The sequence below is a fragment of the Halopiger aswanensis genome, assembly GCF_003610195.1.
GTDB lineage: Archaea > Halobacteriota > Halobacteria > Halobacteriales > Natrialbaceae > Halopiger > Halopiger aswanensis.
In genome coordinates this window covers 1100432-1120815 of sequence record NZ_RAPO01000002.1, presented here as the reverse complement: position 1 = coordinate 1120815, position 20384 = coordinate 1100432, and the positions used below count along the sequence as shown (strand labels likewise).

Below are 20384 nucleotides of genomic sequence, written 5' to 3'. Positions count from 1 at the left end.
CTCACCCTCAGGCTTCCGCCTGCCAGTTTCGAATCCGGTCGGCGCTGACGCCGTCGACGTCCTCCGCGACGGCGTCCGGATCGGCGTCGGTCAGGTCGTCGATGCTCTCGATGCCAGCGTCGGCGAGTTTCTCGACCGTCTTCGCGCCGAGGCCGTCCAAGGCCTCGAGGTCGGAGCCCGAGTCACTCTCGCGGGCCTGGAACTCCTGGTAGTTGCAGATCGGACAGCCCAGTTCCCACGGTTCGTCGCCGCTGTGGACGACGAGTTCGGGGAGGTCGTGCTCGTCGCAGCGCTCGTCGGTGACCTCGATCTCGCCGCGCCGCGGGAGCGGCAGCGAGTACTCGCAGTCGGGGTAGCGCGTACAGCCGACGAGCCGGGAGCCGCTCTGGAGCGTCTTGACGGCCAACTCGCCGTCGTGCTCCTCGCCGCACTCGGGACAGTCACCGAGGATCGGACCCTCCCCGGCGTCTTCGGCCTTACAGAGCGGACAGCCGTGGACGAACGTCTGCCGGCCGGCGAGCATCTTGACCTCGTGTAAGCCGTGCTCCTCGCACTCGTTTTCGAGGATGAGCGGCTTGCCCGTCGAGGGCAGCGGCAGCGTGTACTCGCAGTCGGGGTAGCCGTCACAGCCGATGAAGTAGGAGCCGTGGCGACTGTTGCGCACCAGCAGGTCCTCGCCGCACTCGGGGCAGGGGCCCAGCCGTTTGTCGTCCTTGAGCGACTTCCGGAGGTGGTCGCCGATCTCTTCCCGGGACTCGGCGAGGTTCGCGAAGATCTCCTCGAGCATCTCGCGGGACTCGTCGGTGACGTCGGAGAGGTCCGCCTCGCCGGAGGCGATGGCGTCCATGTCGGCCTCGAGTTGGGCGGTCATCTCCTCGCTGACGACGCGGTCGGCGTAGTTCTCGGCGGCGTCGACGACGGCCATCGCGAGCTTCGTCGGGCGGGGCGGATCGCTCTCGATGTAGCCCCGATCGTACAGTTTCTCGAGGGTGTTGTGGCGGGTCGACTTCGTCCCGATGCCCATGTCCTCCATGGTCTCGATGAGCCGCGACTGGCCGTAGCGGCGGGGTGGCTGGGTCTGCTTCGCCTCGAGTTCGACGTCGGAGAGCGCGAGTTCCTCGCCCTCCTCGACGTCGGGGACGTAGTTCTCCGTGGTGGAGAAGTACGGGTAGACGTCGTGGTAGCCGGGCTCGACGAGGCGCTTACCGTTGGCCTTCAGGCGGTAGTCCTCGACCTCGCTGACGACCTTGAGGTGCTCCCAGACCGCGGCCTCGGCGACGGTCGCGTAGAAGCGCCGGACGACGAGTTCGAAGATCTCCCACTCGTCGTCGCTGACGTCGCCACGGGAAGGAATCTCGCCGGTCGGGTGGATCGGCGGGTGGTCGGTCGTCTCCTCGTCGCCTTCCGTCGGCTGGATTTCGTCGGCCTCGAGCAGGTCCTCGGCGGACTCGCCGAGCGTCGGGTGGCCGACGAAGTCGTCGAGCAGTTCCTCGGGGTCCAGATCGTCGGGGTAGACGGTGTTGTCCGTCCGCGGGTAGGTGATGTAGCCGGCCGTGTAGAGGTCCTCGGCGATCGACATCGCCCGCTGGGCGGAGTAGCCCAGCGCGCCGGCCGCGCGGATGAACTGGGTGGTGTTGAACGGCGTCGGCGGCGCGTCGGTGCGGGTCCGCCGGTTGACGTCGACGACGGTGGCCGCGTCGTTGCTCGAGAGGGTGTCGTAGACCTCCTCGGCGACGGCTTCCTCCCAGACGCGCTCGGCCTCGTTGTCGTCCTCGTCGCGGTAGAAGTACTGGGACTCGAAGGTGGTGTCGTCCTTCGCCAGATCCGCGAACAGCTCCCAGTAGTCCTCGGGATCGAACGCCTGAATCTCGCGCTCGCGGTCGACGATCAGCTTGAGCGTCGGCGACTGGACCCGGCCGACGGAGATGAAGTCGTTGCCCAGTTGACCCGCAGACAGCGAGAGGAAGCGGGTCAGGGCGGCGCCCCAGATGAGGTCGATGATCTGGCGGGCCTCGCCGGCGGCCGCGAGGTCGAAGTCCAGATCGTCGGGGTTCTCGAAGGCCTCCTGCACTTCGTTTTCGGTGATCGAGGAGAATCGAACGCGGCGAATGGGAACGTCCTCGTTGACGTCGCGGACGATCTCGTAGGCCTCCTTGCCGATGAGTTCGCCCTCGCGGTCGTAGTCCGTCGCGATCGTTACGCTAGTCGCCTTGCGGGCGAAGATGCGCAAGGTTGCGACGATGTTCTCCTTCGTCGCCGTCTTCTCGACGTCGGCGTCGATGAGCTCGACCGGCTCGACGTCGCGCCAGTCGGAGTACTCGTCGGGGAAGTCGACGCCGACGACGTGGCCCGACAGCCCGACGCAGCGCTTGCCGCCCCACTCGTAGACGTTGACGCCGTTCTCGCGGCTCGAGTCGTACGTCCCGCCCGAGAGGATGTCGGCGATCCGTCGCGCGGCGTTGTCCTTCTCGGTGATGATCAGTTCCACGTCGGATCACCCCCGCGACCGTACCCGTCGCCGTCTCCGGCGTCGGTGACGGTGACGGTCCCCTGCCGGAGACGGACGTCCGGCGAACGCGTGTCGTTCATCGTCGCCGGGTACGACTGAAGATCGGATAACCCTTTCGCCGAAAACCGGGAGACAGCGCGGGTGTGCGTGCGGTACGCGCGCTCGAGCGTCGCGCGTGCGCGAGGAGTGTGGAAGAGGCTATCCGCCGCTCACAGCGGGGTGAACGGGAGGGTCGCCAACTGCGCTGCGTCGTACGCGAGCGCCTCGGACTGGTCGACGCCGGACGGCGTCAGCAGGTCGATCACTCGCGGCGCGTTGTCGGCCGCGCCTTCCTTTGCGCCGCCGAAGACGTACGGTTCCGCCTCGACGGCGACGTCGCGGAAGGTTCCCCGATCCTCGGAGCCGACGACGGGCAGGACTTCGGCGCCCGCGACGTCGAGGTCCAGCGCGCTCTTCGGGACCGAGAGGATGGCCGTGTCGCTCTCGAAGTCGACGACCGTTTCCGGCCCTCCGAGACCGGTGCCGTCCGCGGCGACGACGCTCGAGCCGAAGCCGCTGGCGGCGACGCGGTAGTGCCAGGCGTCCTCGAATTCGGCGGTGACCTCGAGGTCGCCCAGTTCCGTCGTCCGGCCGCCGTCGCTGGACGGATCGCGGAGGTAGACGACGAAGTAGTGGGGCGAGAACTGCCCGCCGAAGGTGTCGTACAGTTCCTCGACCTCGAAGACGAACCGGTAGGCGTCCTCGGTCTCGTAGACGGCGAACGACCGCAGGTCGAACGCGCCGTCGCGGAAGTCGTCGCTGGTCGGGTAGGTGTACGAGCCGGGGCCGCGGTCGTCCCCCTGCGGATCGTCGAACTCGGCGACGAGGTCGCCGGGGGCGACGGTGACCGTCCCGGACTCGAGGACGCTGCCGTCCTCGGGATCGCGCAGGACGACGTCGTAGGTGCCGATCGACGTGATCGCGTACCCCAGTTGCACCGTCTCGTCGGTCGCGCCGGGCGGGAGCCGGACGTTGTCGACCGTCTCGCGTTCGCCGTCGACCTCGATCGCGACGGTCGTCCCGCCGACGAAATCGCCGTAATTGGAACCGGTAGCGGTGATGAACGGATCGCCGAGATCCGCCTGCTCGTCGATGCTGTACTGGACGTCCTGTTCGGGGCGCTCGTATGTCGGGAGGTCCTTCCGTTCCGCGCCCTTCGCGGGGCGAATGCGAACCGCCGTGCCGCCGCTGCGGGCCATCGAGGCCAGCAGCGTCGTGCTCGGATCGACGACGGCCTCGTCGATCCGGACGGGTTCGGGATCGGCCTCGTAGCCGCCGCCGACGCCGTCCGAGTAGATTTCGGCGACGTACTTCGGCCCCCGCGGACCGTTTCCGTTCCCCTTACCCTCGGAATTGCCCGGCGCGAGGAACGAAAGCGGTACGTCGACCGCGCGGCCGCCGTCGTCGGTCATCGCGCCGACGTACCACTCCTCGCCCTTCCGGCGAGCGAGGACGGTGTAGTCGCCGATCTCGGCGTCGACGACCCGCGTCTCGTCCCAGCCGGCCGCCGGGACGGCCTCGAGGAATTCGAACTCGGGTTTCGCGTCGAAGTTCTCGTTTGCGGGCGTGTAGCCCTCGTAGTCGGCGGGCACGGGAGACGGCGCGCCCGGTTCGCTGACGCCGATCGTGTTGAGGTTGAAGCCGCCGACGTCGCCCTCGAACTGCTCGCCCGAGTCGTCGTAGTGCAGTTCGATCGCGATCTCGTTGTCGCCGTCCTCGAGTTCGATTTCCGTCGTGAACACTTCCCACTGGTCCCAGTAATCGGTGAACGCCGGATTAATCGTCCGCGTCGAATCGTTGACTCGCAGGGTCGCCTGGGGCGCGCCCGCGTCGATCACGCGCTGGGCGTTGTCCTCGGGTGCGGCCGCGTACCGGAGGTGGAGGTCGTACGTGCCCGCGTCGGCGTCTTCGACGGTGAACGACACCGACGAGCCCGACGGGACGCGGTTGGGGTCGACGGCGACGTAGTTCGTGCCGAAGGCGTTGCGCCACTCGTCGACCGTGACGAAGCCGTCGATGTCGCCCGAGGCGGCCTGCAGGCACTCGCCGACCGCGAGCGTCTCGTCGACGTAGGCCTCGATTCGGTCGGCGGCCATCTGCAGGCCGCTCAGGTAGGTCGGGTACATCGCGAGTTGCTTCGCCCGCGTCGTCTGGATCTGCCCGCCGCGGTCGTCGGTGAAGGTGAGGTCGAAGATGCCCGGCTGGAAGCTAACCGGACCCGCCAGGTTCCGCGTGAACGGCAGCGTGACGTGGTGGTCCGGGGCGACGTCCGCGCTCAACTGCCCGAAGCCGTCGTACTCCTGGGCCTTGACGACCTCGCGGTTGGCCACGTTCGGGTAGGTGCGGATCTCGCCGGTCGGCTTGATCCCCTCGTGGATCTCCAGCAGCTGGCGATCGGCCGCGGCGGCTTCGATGACCAGCCGGTGGTGGTTGACCGCGAGTTGGTTGTGCTGGTTGTGCGTCGGCTCCGAGCCGTCGCCGTCGATGCCCAGCCCCGAATCGGAGACGTAGCCGTTCTTGATCGAGTGAATGCCGACGTCCTCGTACTGCTGGAAGATGTCGTCGTTCAGGATCTGGTCCTCGTAGTGGGGCAGGGCGCCGGCGGTCTCGTTGTGGATCGTCATCTCCACCTCGGACTCGAGCGACCGGCCGAAGTCGGTCACGTCGCGGACGTCGAAGTCGGGGTAGGAGTCGTCGACGCCGAACTGCAGGCCGGTGCCGTCGCCGGGGTAGGTGTCCCAGCCCTGGTTCCACCCCTCGACGAGGACGCTGTCGATGCCGTTTTCGGCGGCGAAGGCCATGTACCGTTTCATCCGCTCGGTGCGGGCGCCGTGGACGTACGACGCGGGGTCGCCGCCCTCGGCCCGAATCTCGTCGTCGCTCTTGTACTCCCAGTTCGCGGAGCCGGCGATCATCGTCCACCAGATGCCGACGTACTTGCGGGGTTCGATCCAGTCCGTGTCGGGTTCGCCGTCGACCGTCGGCAGCGCCGACTCCTCGAGGTCGGAACTCAACAGCGGGATCAGTTGGGACTCGATCAGATCGCCCGGTTGCCGACCGATCTGCACCGTCCGCCAGGGCGTCGCGTTCGGCACCTCGAGCGAGGCTTTCGTCCCGTCGGGCAGCGGCGTCAGTTCCGTGGTGAACTCGGTGTCGCCCTCGTCCGAGCGGGGCGCGAGCGTCGCGGCCGCGTAGTCCTCGAGGTCGGCCTCGTGGACGCTGAGGTAGGCGTCGCCGTCGCCGGCCTCGACGGTCAGCGGCGTGTGTGCGCCGGTCCGCATCGGCGTGCCCGTCGGTCGGGTCTCCCGTCGGCCGCCGGGAATCTCGCTCAGCGGCGTCTCCTCGTACTCCTGCTCGAACCGCGGGTTGGTGACCTCGTTGCGGATCCACCACGCGGTGTAGTCGTCCGCGAAGTTGAAGGCGGTGTTCTCCGACTCGAGGACCGCTTTGTCGGCGTTGCTCGCGAAGCTCTCGTCGAAGACGACCCGGAACCCGAGCCCGTCGTCGAAGACCCGGAGCTCGAGGTTGGCCGTTCGTCCCGGCCCCTCCGTTTCCTCGAGGCCGACGAGGAGCGCGTTGTAGTCGGCCGAGACGCTGTCGTAGGCGCCCCAGACGGGCTCCCATTCTTCGGTCGCGGAGCGGCGTTCGGTACCGGTGACCGTGAGGGCGGGGCCGTTGCTCCCGTCCTCGGTTGCTCCGAACGACGGCTGATTCCGGAAGTCGAAGCCCAGCGGCGAGGGCTCGAGGTAGGTCGTCCCGTCGACCGCGACCGCGTAGGTCGGCGTCCCGCTCGAGACGTCGACGGTGACCGCGACCGATCCGTCGGGCGAGCGTACCCGCTGGATCGGGTCGTCGTCGCCGTCGGTCACCTGCGCCGCGACGTCGTCGGGGACCGTCCGCGCGTACGCCGCCGCGGCGATCAGCGACGCCGCACCGCCGAGGAAGCGCCGTCTGCTCGACCCGTTTGACGTATGTCGTAATTTTTCCTCAGACATCTCCTTCCGTGGCTGCAACGTTATTCCGTATAAAATTAATGTAGTTTAAACTAATTCACATGATTCGAGATACGTGATCGATAGTCTAATTTTCGGCGTCGAACGACGTGGGACGTTCGCTTTCGTTCCGCTCGAGGGGAACTGCAGCGCCGGCTACCCGACCGGCAGCCACTTCTCGAGGGTCGGGCTGAACTCCCCGAGCATCCGCGCGTCTTCGTCGGTGAAGGCGTCGGTCGCGAGCAGCGTTCCCAGATAGGAACCGATCACCACGACCGGCAGCAGGGCGACGATTAGCGCGTCCGACTCGAGGAAGACGACGATCGGTGCGCCCGCGACGGTCGCCGGGATGCCAGCGGCGACGACCTTGGCGAAATCTCTGGTGAACGGATGGATGCCGTCGAGGTAGTAGATCTCGGCGAGCGAGAGACAGCCGACGAGGACGAGTGCCGTCGCCGAGCCGACCGCCGCGCCCTCGATGCCGATGAGCGGGACGAGCGCCGCCGAGATGAAGAAGTTCGCGCCGAAGAGGACGAGCGTGTTGACGAAGACGAACCGGGAGTAGCCCATCCCCTGGAGCAGGGAGCCGTCCGGACCGCCGAAGGTGACGTTGAACAGGAAGGCGCCACAGAGCAGGACGACGACGAGACTCGCCGCGGCGTACTGGGGCGTGTAGAGGACGGCGAGGTACGAACTCGCGCCCAGCGAGAGGACGATCGCGATCGGGAGCGTGATCCCGACGATCCAGCGGGCCATGATCCGGAACCGCTGTTCGACCAGATCGACGTCCTCTCTGGTCTCGGCGATCAGCGGCTTGAACACCGGCGACAGCGAGTTGAAGATGATCATCAGCCCGGAGCCGAGCATGTAGCCGACCCGGTAGATCCCGACGTCGTCGGCGTTCAGGAAGTAGCCGACGACGAAGTAGTCGACCTGCCCCATCAACACGAAGACGACGCTGGTCATCGCCAGCGGCACCGAGTACGTTACGAGCGGCTTCGCCGCGACGAGTTCGGTAGTCGTCGTCAGCAGGTCCCAGGCCTTGTAGACGAACAGGACCGTCCCGACCGCGATCGCGACGAAGAGGCCGACGACGTAGCCGGCGATCAGCCCCAACAGTCCGAACCCCGACAGCAGGAGCCCCGCGGTGACGGCAAAGCGAACCGTCGGCCGGACCAGATCCCGCATGACGACCCGGTACTGGAGCTTCTTGATGCTGTAGTAGGAGGTCAGCAGGACGTTGTAGATCGCCAGCATCGGAATCGTCACCGAGAGCAACAGGAGCGCGATCTGCATCGCCGGCTCCTGGAAGAAGTCACCGACGACCCGCGAGCCCGCTGCGAGCGCGAACGCGACCAGCGACGACGTGACGAGGACGGTCGCGGTCACCTGGAGGATGACGCCCTTCGCCTTTCCCCGTTCGCCGTCGTCCAGATACTGCGGTACGAAGTAGTCGATCGCCAGCGGGAGTCCCAGGTTGGCGAAGACCTGCGCGAACAGGATCACCGACGTCGACAGGACCCACAGCCCGTACACCGAGGGACTGACGAACCGGGTCATCAGCATGACGATCGCGAACCCGAACGCGCCGTTGATGACGTTGCCGACGAACGTGATACTCCCCTGTTTCGCCAGCGTCGTGACGCCTTCGTCGTGTCCCTCGTCGCGTTCGGTCATGTCCGCGGGTCGTGTTCGACGCGTTCGCTCCGTCGGCTGTGGCCGCCTGGTTCACGGCGGGGCGACAGCGTCCGTCGCGCCCGGGTCGCAAGGGTCAAGGCGACGATCACAGTCGGGGGCACGATCTAACCCCCATCTCAGACGCCCGTCGCCGGCTCGAGTTCGTACGTTTCGACCTCGGCGGCGGCCTCGCCGAAGTGTGGATACTCGACCTCGAACGGCCACTCCTCGTCGGCCGAGACGTCCACGTCGACGTTCTCGATGACGCTCTCGAGTTCCTCGCCCTCGGCGTCGAAGAAGGTCGCCCGGAGTTCGACGTAGCTCAGCGTTCGGTCGCCGACGTTCCTGACGATTCCCCAGACGGTGACGCGTTCCTCCTCCGTCCCGGGATCGTCCCGGACGAGGTCGGACCAGACGACCTCGACGTCGCCCGGATCGGTGATCGGTTCGCCGTCGTCCTCGACGAACTCGAGGCACCCGCCAGCGAGCGCGAGGAGACCGACCGGAGCCGCGAGGAACGAGCGACGGTGCATCGGTCCGTCGTACGACGGGGCGAGTCTTGAGGATTCGGGAGGACGCAGCAGGGGACGAACAGCACGCTCGAGCCGATCGCTCGCTGCTGACCGACGCCGAAACGGGGTCGTTTTACACCTCCGACGGCAACCGCCGGTATGGAGTGTCGTCACTGTGCCTCGCCTCTCGAGAAACCCGGCGATTTCTGTCTCGTCTGCCGGGAGCGAAATACCGAGGCGGTCGTCCTCGAGGTGGGGCGCGAGCGGGCGACGCTGACGATGTTGGCCGGCGAGGCCGACGAGGGTGACGATCACGACCGCGGCCACGGACGGGGACGCGGCGCGGACGACGATCCCGTTCTCGGACAGACGACCATCACGACGACGCCCGAGGACGGCGAGAACGAACCCGTCGAACTCCGGAACTTCGCGGGGCTGATCGGCGACGAGATCCGTCGCAAGCGTCCCGAGGAGGTCTACGCCGGCGGCGAGCGGGCGGTCATCCGCGCCGTCCGCGAAGACATTCACCACTCGCTGTACCGCGTCGACGACGAGAACCCCGTCGAAACCGTCATCGAGCGTCGCGGTAACCGCGCGCTCGACGTCGTCGAGACGCCGCCGATCGAGAAGATCGGCGGCAGCCACTCGACGCTCATCGGCGGTCGAACGGGGATGGAGGCTATCCGAGCCGTCGCCGGCCATCCGCACGTCAAGAAGGTGATTCCGGGCCCCATCGACGCCGGCGGGAAGGGGTCCCAGTCCGGCCTGCGGGCGAAGGTCACCCGCGCCGACGATGGCGGCAACGTTCGCATGCTTCTTCGCGACGGCTCGAGCGTGCAGGAAAACCGCGTCGTGACGACCGCTCGCGACCGCGAGATGGGTGAACGGATTCGCGAGGATTTGAACGACGTCCTCACCGAGGCGGAATTTCAGTGAGTCGATGACGGTGTTCGCGCAAGTATTGTCGCGAGCCGATGGAAGAGACACTGTCTGCTGGTAGCCACCGCCTTTACGGGCTCGGCGTAATTAGATATAATTAGCCATGCTCGAGCGTCCAGACGCCGTCCTGGCTGCGATTCCGCTGCTCGCGCTCAGTGGTCTCGTCCTCCGCTCGGTGATCGCGGTGACGGGCGTAGGGACGGGACTGCTCGCAGCACCCCTCGCGCCGGTGGGGTACCTCGCAGCGCTCGCGCTCGTCTTTCGAGAACTGCTGACTGGCCCGGTCGCGAAACGGATGCGATGAGTGCTCGCCGCGGCGGGGGCCGGGCGTTCCGCTACTGCCGCCAGCGCAGGTGCGACTCAACAGGTTTAAGAATCCGCTGGCGATAGATATCCCTACTATGGCCGACAAAGGAAGCGTTGGTAGCGCGGGCCGTTTCGGCGCACGCTACGGTCGCGTCGCACGACGTCGCGTCAGCGAGATCGAAGACGACATGGAGAACGCGCAGGTCGACGGCGACGACGTCACCCGCATTGGAACCGGCATCTGGAAGAACGAAGAAACCGGCGAGGTCTTCACCGGCGGTGCCTACCGTCCGGAGACCCCCGCCGGCCGCACCGTCCAGCGCTCGATCCGCGCCGCGCTGGCCGAGGACGAATAACCGTCTCCCTTCCCGTTCGAGTCCACCAATGAGCTACAAGTGCTCCCGATGTAAACGCGACGTTCAACTCGACGAATACGGTGGCGTCCGCTGTCCCTACTGCGGCCACCGCGTCCTGCTGAAAGAGCGCAGCCGCGACGTCAAGGAAGTCGACGTCCAGTAACGTCGTCTCCGCTCTGCCCGTGTCTTCTCACGACGCAACGCTCGAGTTCGACTACGAGAGTGTCGATCGCGCTCGCATCGTCGCCGAGAGCGTCGCCCGCGAAATCGGCGAGATCGACGACGATCGGTCGCAGACGACGCTCGAGCGCGACGGCGCGACGGTACGGATTACGATCGACGCCGCCGACGTCGTCGCGCTGCGAGCCGCATTGAACACCTGGTTCTCGCTGGTCGACGTGGCCGAACGGACGGCGGCGATCGGCGAGGCGGCGTAGGCTACCGGCCCGTCAGGACGGCGGTCCACTTGCCCATCGAAAGGATCAGTCGGGGCTCCGTCTCGAGGTCGCGAAACGCCGCGGTCCACCGAACCCCGCTTCCCGTCGCCGCCGAAAACGAGTACGGCGGGCGCTCGACGGCGTCCGGAGAGGCGGTGAACGCGACGTCTCGTTCCGGGACGCGGATCCTGATCCGCCCGCCGGCCGCCGGTTCGACGGTCGCGGTCAACGCGCCGCGATACGATTCGTAGGTGCCGGCGACGGCGTCGATCGCCTCGCGCACTCGGAGCGCCCGGACGGCGTCCTCGGGTCGCTCGCCGCACAGCGCAGCCAGAATCCCCGCGCCGACCGCCGTCACCGACGGCCCGTGCGTGTTGAACGCCAGTGCGACGGCGACATCGTGCTCCCGCAGACAGCCCATGTAGGCCCCGGAAACGCCGATGCCGCCGAGGTGAGAGACGAGCGTCTCCTCGAGGAACTCGCTGACTTCCCAGCCGTACCCGTACCCGCGGTACGTCCCGTCGACGGTCGGCAGGGACGGCGACTGGCGACCGCACATCGCCGCGACGAGGTCCGACTCGAGAATCCGCGTCCCGTCGACCGTCCCGTCGTTCAGCACGCAGCGAAGCACCGTCGCGAGTTCCCGCGCGGAGCTGATCAGTCCGCCGGCCGGCCCGGCGCCGCCGTCGTACGCGTCCGGCGTGAGCTCGCCGTCGACCCTCGTGTAGCCGGTCATCGCGTCGTCGTCCCGATCGAGCGCGTCGGGGTCGTACGTCGAACGGTCCATGCCCAGCGGCTCGAAGATCTCGTCCCGAACGTACGCCTCGTACGGTCGCCCGTCGACGGCTTCGACGAGTTCGCCGAGGACGAAGTACCCGCCGTTGTAGTACATGTACCGCTCGTCGCCGACCAGTCGGTGGTCGGCCGCGCCGTCGACGTGTTCGAACAGGTCGAGGTCCCGTCCGTCGTCGATGGCCGGGCGGCGCGCGACGAAGTCCTGGGGCATCCCCGAGGAGTGGGCTAACAACTCCCGAACCGTGATCGGCGGTCCCGGCGCCTCGTTCAGGACGGCGACGTACTCGCGGAGTTCGTCCTCGAGGTCGAGAGCGCCGCGGTCGACCAGTTGCAGGACGGCGATCGCGGTGACGGACTTCGTCAGCGACGCGACCGCGTACAGAGTATCGGGGGTTGTGGGAGCTTCCGACTCGACGTCTCGAACGCCGAAACCGTTCGCGTAGCGGATCCCGTCCCGATCCGCGACGACGATGCTGACGCCCGGAATCGATTCGGACTCCATCCACTCCGCGACGAGCGCCTCGATCTCGGCGCGGGTCGACGCCGAAACTTCGTTCCGATCCGGTGCCATGCAACTACTCCCACACACATCACTGAAATACCACTTCTTTGCGCAATATTCACACGGATCGACTGGGCGGCACCCGTCGGCAGTCTGCGCGACGGTCGCGTCGCTCCTCAATGACGCCGACCAGTTGATCTGATCTCGCTCGGGACTCGAGTGTCACTCCGCTCGCTGAACCCGTCGCTCCACCCTGGCAGACTCAGTATCGGCGGAACCGACTCGATTATCGTGCAGCCGCTCGGCGACTACTGCGCTACGGTATCGCCTCCGTCTGACGTATTCGCTCCGTCAGAGTCGATTTCCCGTCTATCCGCCGATGCGGCGGGCAGTTCGACGTAGAACGTCGTCCCCTCCCCGGGTTCGGAGTCGACCCAGATCTCGCCGCCGTGGCGGTCGACGATCCGCTCGCACAGCGCGAGGCCGATTCCCGTCCCCTGGTGGTCCGCCTTCGCGTGGAGCCGTTCGAAGAGGTCGAAGATGCGGTCGGCGTGCTCGGGATCGAGGCCGATCCCCTCGTCCCGAACCGAGACGATCCAGCCGGCCCCGCCGTCCGCTGCGGGTTCGGCGCCGACGTGCACGCGGGGTGGGTCGTCGCCGCTGTACTCGAGGGCGTTTTCCAGCAGGTTCTGGAAGACGCGCCGAAGTTGGCTCCGATCACCCGTGACACGGGGGAGATCTTCGACGGTGAGGTCGGCGTCGCTTTCGTCGAGTTTCACCTGGAGATCCTCGCGAACGTCGGCGACGACGGCGTTGAGATCGACCGGTTCGAACGACTCGCCCCGCGTTTCCACGCGGGCGTACTCGAGCAGGCCGTCGATCATCTCGCCCATGCGATCCGCGCCGTTGACGGCGTAGTCGAGAAACTCCCGGCCGTCCTCGTCGAGTTCGTCGCCGTACCGCCCCTCGAGCAACTCGAGGTAGCTCGTGACCATCCGCAGGGGCTCCTGCAGGTCGTGGGAGACGGCGGAGGCGAACTGCTCGAGTCGTTCGTTCGACGCCTCGAGTTCGCGCTGGTAGTCGATGAGGTCGGTGATATCCTGCGCCATCAGCATCCCCGCAACTATCGTCTCGTCGTCATCTTCGATGGGGATCGTTCGGACGAGCCAGTGGCGGTCCGCGTACTCGAGTTCGACCGTCTCCCGGTCGCCGTCCAGCGCGCGCCGGAGCGCCGGCGTTACCGTCTCGGCGAACGCCTCGCCGAATCCCTCGCTGGGGGTTCGACCGTCGACGTCCCCGGGGCCGAGCGGCACCCGATCGAACCCTTCGCCGGCCGAGAGGGAGAAGGTCAGCTCCTCGTCGAACAGGGCGACGATGCCGTCGGGAAACCGCTCCGCGAGAGTCCGGTAGCGCCGTTCGGACGCCGACACGCGCTCGCACAGCTCGAGCAGCCGTCGCTCCTGGGCCTCGAGTTTGTCGGTGTAGCGCTGCTGGTTGGCGTTGTAGACGCCGATCCCGAAGGCGGCGACGACGCCGAAGAGGACGCCGTTGAGCGCGAGCACGTACGGTTTCGGTTCGGACATTACCCGCAGTTGGATCAGGACGATCCACAGGAACAGCGCCGCGATCGCCCCGCCGACCAGCAGGTTCCACTTCGCGACCGTCACGACGTAGTCGGTCTCCCAGTCCAGCCGGACGAGCCACACCCCCGCGACGATGAGGCCGAACGCGAGCACGAGTAAGGCGCTGTTCTCGAGGAGCGTCCACGTCACGTCCCACGAGAGGTTGCGGAGGTCGTCCCAGATGTCGTACAGCGGGACGAGCAGGAGTACCGCACCGAGTCCGGAGACGCACCCGCCGGCGAGGTACCGACGGACGCGGTCGCTGCCGAAAGCCATGCCCGGGCGTACGAGGCCGTGGTCCTAAGAACTGTCTGACCGTTGACTATCCGTCGACCGAATACGTTCGCCGGCCGCGGCTGCGTCTCAGCCGAACGAACCGAGCGACGACTGCAACCGTCGACCGGTTTCGCCGGCCTCGAGTTCGTAACCGACCAGATCGCGCATGTCGACGGCGTAGGTCGTGCCGCCGTTCGCGAGGACGAGCAGCCGACCCTTGACGCCGGCGACCGTCCCGGACGCGATCGTCTCGCGGACGGGCCGATCTCGGAGTTCGAGCCCGTAGTCGAACGAAAAGCGGTCGATGACGTCGGCCTCGAGGGAGTCGAGCGTCCGTTCCCAGGCGTCCTCGTCGACAGTCGCCGCGAGCGAGGCGACTTTCGGCCCGGTGCGGACGCGGTCGGTCAGCCGCCGGGCGATCTCGGCCTCGATCTCGCGGGCGATGCGGCCGTTCGAGACGGTGTGGACGTGGGCCGCCCGGTCGGCACCCTGCTCGCGCAGGCGGGTCTCGAGGCGCCGCGACTTGGTGACGCCGACCTTGAACGTGTCCGGAGCGAACGCGGCGATGTAGACCGCGTGCTCCTCGTAGCAGTCCATCTCGTCCTTGAGGCAGGTGCCGGTACAGCGGGCGCAGACCCACGTGCTGGTGTGATATTCACAGTACGGCGCCGCCGGGCGGTCGCAGGCGACGTGCTCGCCGTCGTCGATCGTGCCGGCGCAGCGTCGCTCCCCGAGCGCGTAGGAAAGGGTGTCGCCGGCCTCGAGCGGTCGGCGCTCGAGTGCGCCGCTGTCGTCGGCCAGCAACAGTGCGGACCCGCGACCGCTCGGCTCGTAGCCCACCAGTTGCACGGTCGGAGTTGGAAACGAAAACGGATAGCTGTACCGGGATCGACGGTGTGGACGACTCTCCGCGATCCCGGGACAAGGACGGGGACGGGAACGGTGGAAACCGACCCCGTCGTCGCGCGGGGCTCGCTGTTCGCTGAAACGGGCCGCGCGAATGTGTGGTTCGGCTCCGCACGTAGCACATAGCACGATCCCGATCCGGCGGAGGCGCGGCCCGTCTCGTCGCGGGTGGCTCGCACGCGATGCGTCGACCAGCCGTTCACCGGGCTTGCTATCGTCCGGTGACAGTCTGTCGTCCGCGGCCGACCCATATAACTGGTGTGCTTGTTATTCCCACCCGCTATAGTTGCGACTGTCCCGCCTACCGCAACCGCCCGTGCCGGCGAACGGTTATACGTCCGACCGGCGAACTTCCGGCCATGACACTCGAGGGATCGCTCGAGGCGAGGGTATCGACGGACGGGACGGGGTCGTCGGCGGTCGCGTTCAGGTTCACCGTGACGAACGCGGGGCCGGAGCCGATCGAGTTGCAGTTCTCGGACGCGGCCAAAGCCGAGTTCGTCGTGCAGAACGCGGGTCAGGAGGTCTGGCGGTTCACCGAGGGGCGAGCGTTCATGCAGATGCTCAGTGCCGAGCGGCTCGCCCCGGAGGAGTCGACGACCTACGACGGCGAGTGGGAGGAGCCGCGGCCGGGCGAGTACACCGCCGTCGCCGAGTTGCGCGCGCAGGACGCGTCCTGCGAGGCTCGAACCGAGTTTCGCGTTCCCGAGTCCGAGTAGCGGCCCGCGCCGACGCTGCGTCTCGAGGCGCGGGCGACGGTACGATCGAAACCGGTTCGCATTCGGGAAAGCTGTGCCCCGATTGGCCGGTCGTTTTCGACGTACGCGAGGTTTAGACTGGTTGGCAGAGGGTATAAGCGGGCGTCGTCCCAACGGGCGGATATGCAAGCGCTGGTCGTCGCGGCACACGGCTCTCATCTCAATCCGGACGCCTCGGACCCCACCTACGCCCACGCGGACGCCGTCCGCGAGACGGGCGCGTTCGACGAGGTCCGCGAGGCCTTCTGGAAGGAGGAACCGCACTTCCGCGAGGTGATTCGCACTCTCGAGTCGGACGAAGTCTTCGTCGTCCCGCTCTTTATCAGCGAGGGGTACTTCACCGAGCAAGTGATTCCCCGCGAACTCCGCCTCGACGAGTGGCACCCCGCAAAGTGGGACTCCGACGGCACGAGCGCCTCGCAGGTCACGCTCGAGGCGACCGACGTCGACAAGACGGTCCACTACTGCGGGCCGGTCGGGACCCACGACGCGATGACGGACGTGATCGTTCAGCGCGCCGAGACGGTCACCGAGGACCCCGACGTCGGGGAGGGGTTCGGCCTCGCGGTCGTCGGCCACGGCACCGAGCGCAACGAAAACTCCGCGAAGGCCGTCGAGTACCACGCCGAGCGGATCCGCGAACGGGACCGCTTCGACGAGGTGAAGGCCCTGTTCATGGACGAAGAGCCCGAGGTCGACGACGTCACGGACTACTTCGAAAGCGACGACATCGTCGTCGTCCCGCTCTTTATCGCCGACGGCTACCACACCCAGGAGGACATCCCCGAGGACATGGGCCTGACCGAGGACTACCGACTGGGCTGGGACGTCCCCGCGGACGTCGACGGCCACCGGATCTGGTACGCCGGCGCGGTCGGCACCGAGGGGTTGATGGCTGACGTCATCCTTGAGCGCGCGGCGGATGCCGGCGCGGACCTTGGTGACGCCCTCGAGATCGTCCGGGCGAACGAACGGGCCGCAACGGGTACCGACAGCAGCGAACTCGAGTCGGGAACCGACACAGGAGCGGGTGCCGGCGCGGGTGCGGGTGACTGACCGTGGCGGATGCGACAACCGACGCCGTCGACGCGTTGAGTGCGGCGCTTGAGGACCGGGCGGACGCCACTATCGAATTTGACGGCCTTTCCCTCGAGCGCGACGGCGACGAGTACGTCCTCGAGACGCCCGAGATCGACCCGCGGCGGGTCGACGCGGACGACCTCCCGACGGCTCTCGACGCGGTCGCGGCGTACGCGACGAACTGGCGCTACTGGCAGGAGTCGGTCGGCGGCGAGGGAACCTACCGCCGGGCCTTCCTCCGGTGGTGCGAACGGGCCCCGATCGCCCAGGACGGCGCCGGAGCGCCGACCGAGGACCCGCTCGCCGTTCCCGAACGCTACGCGGCCCTGCGGGACGGCGTCGATCGCGAGTGGGGCCAGCTCTCGATCACCGCCCGGTTCGTCGACGTCGCCGAGCCCGACGGCGAGCGCGTCTACGACCTCTGGCACGTCGACGACGCCGGGACGGATCTGGCCGAGCTCGAGGTCTCCGACGATCCCCGCGAGGCCCGCGAGATCGCGACTTACGACGAGGACGGGCGCTACCGGCCCCTGAAGACCGCGCCGACGCTGCCCTCGGGGTGGGCGTTCACCGGCCTCTCCGGCGACGAACTCGTGGAGGCGGTCGAGTTCTTCTACCCCGCGACCGTCGCCAACTGGCACCGCGAACTGCGGGGGAACTTGGACGTCGATCACTGGCGGGAAACCGCCGAGCGACAGACCGGAATCTACGACATCCTCGACGAACTGCCCCGCGAAGCCGTCGACTGGGTGGCTGAAGCGTGCTGCGTCGACTCGCAGTGTCTCCGACGGCGCGAGTGGGAGTACGAGGCGGGCGACGACCTCGAGCCGCCGGGCGGCGACGGCCCGTTCCCCTGCCGCGAGCCCTGCTCGCTCGTCATCGCCGCCGCGCGTCAGTGGACCGTCCTCGAGTCCGAGGACGAGCGCACCTACGAACTCGAGTTGACCCCGAGCGAACGCAACCAACTCGAGGAGTTGATCGAGGCGGTCGCCGACGGACGAACCGACGAAATCCGCGAGGCCGACGTCAACGACGGCGCGAACCGCTACCGGGCCAGGTACCTGCGAGCCAAGCGGTTCGACGACGATGGCGCTCTCGAGATTCGAGAGCGGTCCGCATCCGCGGACTCGGAGTAAAGCGTACTCGAGCTACGTGATCAGCAACGCGAGTGCGATGACGACGCCGCCGGCGACGACGACGAACCCGAAGGTTGCGGCGAGTCCGCCGATCGTCGCGGCCGTCGCGGTCGCGATGGCGAGCGCGATCAGTCCCAGCGCGAGCACCGCGAGCGTCCCCGCATCGAGGCCGCCCGCTCCGAACAGCCGCTTCAGCACCTTCTCGGCGGCCGTTCGGTCGGTCGACTGATCCCGCGACGGCGGTTTGGAGAGCGACTCGTCGACGTCGACCGCAGCCGGCTTGGGTTTGACGGTGACGTCGATCGTCACCGACTCGGAGCCGTACCCGGTCACCACCTCGAGGCGACCCGTGACGGGCTCGTCGATCCCCTCGGCGTCGACACCGACCGGAACCGCGATCGTCTCGCCCGCTTCGACGTAGTAGTTCGACTGGTCGATCGAGACGTGCCGCGAAAAGGACGGGTCGGCGTCAGCGAGCCGACAGTGAACGTGTGCGGGCGATTCGTGGCCCCGTAACGCGAGGACGAACGAACCGCGAGTCGACACCGTAGTCGTCGCTGCCTCGAGCGTATCGGGCGACTCGCGGTTGACGTGGACGGTGACCTCGGTTCCGGTTCGGGATCGGGACACGGTTACGGTGCGCGCACGGGGATGGAGTTGTTCGACCGGTTCAGGCGGGCGTCTCCTCCCGCATGTCCGGCGGGAGCAGGTTCGGAATGCCGTCGTCGACGGGATATCGTTCGCCGCACTCGGTACAGACGAGGTCGCCGCCGACGACTTCCTCGCCGTCGTCGCCGTACTCGGCGTCTTCGAGTTCGAGCTCGTGTTTGTCGAGCGGACAGCGGAGAATATCCAGCAAGGACTCCTTCATAGTACGTAGGCTGGCCGCATCCAGCAAAAGGTTTCGGGAACGAGCCCGCGCTTTCGCGCCCGCGGCTCGTCTCGAGGGGGCTGGCGGGCGCGGCCGATCAGATGGCGCGAATCGACGCGCCGATTACTCGTAGGGGTCTTCGACGACGACGGTCTCTTCGCGGCCGGGGCCGACGCCGACTGCGTAGATCGGTGCGTCGAGTTCGTCGCTGAGGTACTCGAGATAAGTTCGGGCGTTCTCGGGGATGGTGTCGTAGCCGTCCTCGGCGACCGCTTCCCAGTCGACCTCGTCCCAGCCGTCGAACGTGCGGAGGTTCGCCTCGCAGCGACCCCACTCCTCGGTGGTCGCGGGCATCGTGAAGACTTCCTCGCCATCTAAGTCGTAGCTGTGCCCAACCTTCACCTCGTCCAAGCCGGCGAGCACGTCGACGTGGTTAACCGCGAGACCGGTGAAGCCGTTCACGCGCGCGGAGTGGCGCAGCATCGGCATGTCGAGCCAGCCGACGCGACGGGGTCGGCCGGTGACGGTCCCGTACTCGCCGCCCTCCTCGCGAATGTAGGTCGCCAGCTCTTCGTTTTCGCCCTCGCCCTGTTCGTCGTAGCCCGGCGTGTCGCCTTCGACGCCGCCGAGTTCGGTCGGGAGCGGGCCGCTGCCGACGCGGGTGAGGTAGGCCTTGACGATACCGATGATCTCGCCGTCGCCGATGACGCCGGGACTAAGGCCCGTCCCGACTGCGGCGCCGCCGGCGGTTGGGTTCGAGGACGTGACGTAGGGGAAGTTCCCGTGATCGATATCGATGATGGTCCCCTGCGCGCCCTCGAACATGACGGTCTGGCCGTCGTCCATCGCGTCGGTGAGGAACGCGCTGGCGTTGACGGTCATATCCTCATCCTCGAGGCGTTCGCCGATGTCGCGGAACTCCTCGAAGAGCGCGTCGACGTCGAACGCGTCAGGATCGTCCAGGTCGTCGATATCGAGCCCGTAGACGTCCTCGACGATCGCCCGCTTCTGGGGCACGACGTACTCGAGTTTCTCCCGGAGCACGTCAGGGTCGAGCAGGTCGCCGATGCGGACGCCGCGGCGGCCGGCCTTGTCCTCGTAGGTCGGGCCGATTCCGCGACCGGTCGTCCCGACTTCCTGGTCCGATTCGCTCTTGACGTCTTCCTCGATGCCGTCGAGTACGCGGTGGAACGGCAGGATGACGTGAGCCCGTTCCGCGACCCGAACGTCCGGGTTGAGGCCCTTCTCCTGGAGGGTAGAGATCTCGTCGAAGAGGGTTCGCGGGTTGATCACGCAACCGTTGCCGAGCACGCCGATCTTCCCCCGGACGGCCCCGGAGGGAACGAGCGATAGCTTGTACGTCTCGCCGTCGTGGACGACGGTATGTCCAGCGTTGTCGCCGCCCTGATACCGGGCGACGACATCGGCGGCGTCGCCGTAGAGATCGACGACGCCACCCTTGCCTTCGTCGCCGAGTTGCGACCCGACGATTGTGACGGTCATAACAGCGGCGGATTCTTGCCGGGCCGATAAACAGATTACGGTATTGCCGGCCCATTCAGGGGCACAACTCGAGTGTGCGTGCGTTGATATCGTCACCCATGGGCGTGTCGACCGTCGATACTGCGTTCGGGCCGGCCCGTCGCAGGCTCCCCAACCGACGAGTCTATA

Annotated in this window: 18 protein-coding genes; 8 read left to right on the top strand and 10 right to left on the bottom strand. The window is 67.3% G+C overall.

Annotated elements, in window-relative coordinates:
• Positions 1-7: 7 nt before the first annotated feature.
• The 4 genes from ATJ93_RS12400 to ATJ93_RS12385 all read right to left on the bottom strand — a co-directional run bounded on the left by ATJ93_RS12400 (position 8) and on the right by ATJ93_RS12385 (position 8750).
• Positions 8-2488, bottom strand: coding sequence for a DNA topoisomerase I (locus ATJ93_RS12400; protein WP_120244929.1), 2481 nt, complete (start codon positions 2486-2488; stop codon positions 8-10).
• Positions 2489-2718: 230 nt separating this feature from the next.
• On the bottom strand, positions 2719-6543 hold the full coding sequence (locus tag ATJ93_RS12395; protein ID WP_120244928.1) for a glycoside hydrolase family 97 catalytic domain-containing protein: 3825 nt from the start codon (positions 6541-6543) through the stop codon (positions 2719-2721).
• 153 nt (positions 6544-6696) lie between these two features.
• The gene (locus tag ATJ93_RS12390; RefSeq protein WP_120244927.1) at positions 6697-8217 is read right to left on the bottom strand and encodes a flippase; all 1521 of its coding nucleotides are present in this window, start codon (positions 8215-8217) and stop codon (positions 6697-6699) included.
• Between the two features lie 137 nt (positions 8218-8354).
• Positions 8355-8750, bottom strand: coding sequence for an FxLYD domain-containing protein (locus ATJ93_RS12385; RefSeq protein ID WP_120244926.1), 396 nt, complete (start codon positions 8748-8750; stop codon positions 8355-8357).
• A 138-nt stretch (positions 8751-8888) separates the two neighbouring features.
• Between ATJ93_RS12385 and ATJ93_RS12380 the strand changes: the two genes are divergently transcribed.
• The 5 genes from ATJ93_RS12380 to ATJ93_RS12360 all read left to right on the top strand — a co-directional run bounded on the left by ATJ93_RS12380 (position 8889) and on the right by ATJ93_RS12360 (position 10767).
• Entirely contained in the window at positions 8889-9665 is a 777-nt protein-coding gene (locus ATJ93_RS12380) for a DUF2103 domain-containing protein (protein WP_120244925.1), read from the top strand.
• A gap of 106 nt (positions 9666-9771) precedes the next feature.
• Positions 9772-9972, top strand: a complete 201-nt coding sequence (locus tag ATJ93_RS12375) for a hypothetical protein (protein WP_120244924.1) — start codon at positions 9772-9774, stop codon at positions 9970-9972.
• A 97-nt stretch (positions 9973-10069) separates the two neighbouring features.
• Positions 10070-10330, top strand: a complete 261-nt coding sequence (locus tag ATJ93_RS12370) for an eL43 family ribosomal protein (RefSeq protein WP_120244923.1) — start codon at positions 10070-10072, stop codon at positions 10328-10330.
• Positions 10331-10358: 28 nt separating this feature from the next.
• A complete protein-coding gene (locus tag ATJ93_RS12365; protein WP_006181151.1) occupies positions 10359-10493 on the top strand; it encodes a DNA-directed RNA polymerase subunit P in 135 nt (44 codons plus the stop codon).
• A 19-nt stretch (positions 10494-10512) separates the two neighbouring features.
• A complete protein-coding gene (locus ATJ93_RS12360) occupies positions 10513-10767 on the top strand; it encodes a KEOPS complex subunit Pcc1 (protein WP_120244922.1) in 255 nt (84 codons plus the stop codon).
• Position 10768: 1 nt separating this feature from the next.
• Here ATJ93_RS12360 and ATJ93_RS12355 read toward each other — a convergent pair whose 3' ends face one another.
• The 3 genes from ATJ93_RS12355 to ATJ93_RS12345 all read right to left on the bottom strand — a co-directional run bounded on the left by ATJ93_RS12355 (position 10769) and on the right by ATJ93_RS12345 (position 14811).
• Positions 10769-12133, bottom strand: coding sequence for a serine hydrolase (locus ATJ93_RS12355; RefSeq protein ID WP_120244921.1), 1365 nt, complete (start codon positions 12131-12133; stop codon positions 10769-10771).
• Between the two features lie 239 nt (positions 12134-12372).
• A complete protein-coding gene (locus tag ATJ93_RS12350; RefSeq protein ID WP_120244920.1) occupies positions 12373-13962 on the bottom strand; it encodes a sensor histidine kinase in 1590 nt (529 codons plus the stop codon).
• 87 nt (positions 13963-14049) lie between these two features.
• Positions 14050-14811 (bottom strand): DUF2797 domain-containing protein, encoded by a 762-nt coding sequence (locus tag ATJ93_RS12345; protein WP_120244919.1) that lies wholly within the window; start codon positions 14809-14811, stop codon positions 14050-14052.
• Positions 14812-15227: 416 nt separating this feature from the next.
• On the opposite strand from ATJ93_RS12345, the gene ATJ93_RS12340 reads away from it, so the two are divergent.
• The 3 genes from ATJ93_RS12340 to ATJ93_RS12330 all read left to right on the top strand — a co-directional run bounded on the left by ATJ93_RS12340 (position 15228) and on the right by ATJ93_RS12330 (position 17842).
• Positions 15228-15587, top strand: a complete 360-nt coding sequence (locus tag ATJ93_RS12340; protein ID WP_120244918.1) for a BsuPI-related putative proteinase inhibitor — start codon at positions 15228-15230, stop codon at positions 15585-15587.
• A 162-nt stretch (positions 15588-15749) separates the two neighbouring features.
• Positions 15750-16682 (top strand): CbiX/SirB N-terminal domain-containing protein, encoded by a 933-nt coding sequence (locus tag ATJ93_RS12335; RefSeq protein WP_120244917.1) that lies wholly within the window; start codon positions 15750-15752, stop codon positions 16680-16682.
• A 2-nt stretch (positions 16683-16684) separates the two neighbouring features.
• A complete protein-coding gene (locus tag ATJ93_RS12330; protein ID WP_342768861.1) occupies positions 16685-17842 on the top strand; it encodes a DR2241 family protein in 1158 nt (385 codons plus the stop codon).
• Positions 17843-17854: 12 nt separating this feature from the next.
• Here the strand turns inward: ATJ93_RS12330 and ATJ93_RS12325 are convergent, their stop codons facing one another.
• The 3 genes from ATJ93_RS12325 to ATJ93_RS12315 all read right to left on the bottom strand — a co-directional run bounded on the left by ATJ93_RS12325 (position 17855) and on the right by ATJ93_RS12315 (position 20216).
• A complete protein-coding gene (locus ATJ93_RS12325; protein WP_120244915.1) occupies positions 17855-18472 on the bottom strand; it encodes a DUF7524 family protein in 618 nt (205 codons plus the stop codon).
• Between the two features lie 40 nt (positions 18473-18512).
• Entirely contained in the window at positions 18513-18713 is a 201-nt protein-coding gene (locus tag ATJ93_RS12320) for a methytransferase partner Trm112 (RefSeq protein WP_013881199.1), read from the bottom strand.
• Between the two features lie 123 nt (positions 18714-18836).
• Positions 18837-20216 (bottom strand): adenylosuccinate synthase, encoded by a 1380-nt coding sequence (locus ATJ93_RS12315; protein ID WP_120244914.1) that lies wholly within the window; start codon positions 20214-20216, stop codon positions 18837-18839.
• Positions 20217-20384 lie beyond the last annotated feature (168 nt).

Coding starts and splice junctions, on each gene's coding strand:
- ATJ93_RS12365 (WP_006181151.1), top strand. CDS start 10,359: ATGAGCTACAAGTGCTCCCGATGTAAACGCGACGTTCAACTCGACGAA.
- ATJ93_RS12395 (WP_120244928.1), bottom strand. CDS start 6,543: ATGTCTGAGGAAAAATTACGACATACGTCAAACGGGTCGAGCAGACGG.
- ATJ93_RS12350 (WP_120244920.1), bottom strand. CDS start 13,962: ATGGCTTTCGGCAGCGACCGCGTCCGTCGGTACCTCGCCGGCGGGTGC.
- ATJ93_RS12380 (WP_120244925.1), top strand. CDS start 8,889: ATGGAGTGTCGTCACTGTGCCTCGCCTCTCGAGAAACCCGGCGATTTC.
- ATJ93_RS12370 (WP_120244923.1), top strand. CDS start 10,070: ATGGCCGACAAAGGAAGCGTTGGTAGCGCGGGCCGTTTCGGCGCACGC.
- ATJ93_RS12385 (WP_120244926.1), bottom strand. CDS start 8,750: ATGCACCGTCGCTCGTTCCTCGCGGCTCCGGTCGGTCTCCTCGCGCTC.
- ATJ93_RS12315 (WP_120244914.1), bottom strand. CDS start 20,216: ATGACCGTCACAATCGTCGGGTCGCAACTCGGCGACGAAGGCAAGGGT.
- ATJ93_RS12335 (WP_120244917.1), top strand. CDS start 15,750: ATGCAAGCGCTGGTCGTCGCGGCACACGGCTCTCATCTCAATCCGGAC.
- ATJ93_RS12355 (WP_120244921.1), bottom strand. CDS start 12,133: ATGGCACCGGATCGGAACGAAGTTTCGGCGTCGACCCGCGCCGAGATC.
- ATJ93_RS12390 (WP_120244927.1), bottom strand. CDS start 8,217: ATGACCGAACGCGACGAGGGACACGACGAAGGCGTCACGACGCTGGCG.
- ATJ93_RS12340 (WP_120244918.1), top strand. CDS start 15,228: ATGACACTCGAGGGATCGCTCGAGGCGAGGGTATCGACGGACGGGACG.
- ATJ93_RS12320 (WP_013881199.1), bottom strand. CDS start 18,713: ATGAAGGAGTCCTTGCTGGATATTCTCCGCTGTCCGCTCGACAAACAC.
- ATJ93_RS12375 (WP_120244924.1), top strand. CDS start 9,772: ATGCTCGAGCGTCCAGACGCCGTCCTGGCTGCGATTCCGCTGCTCGCG.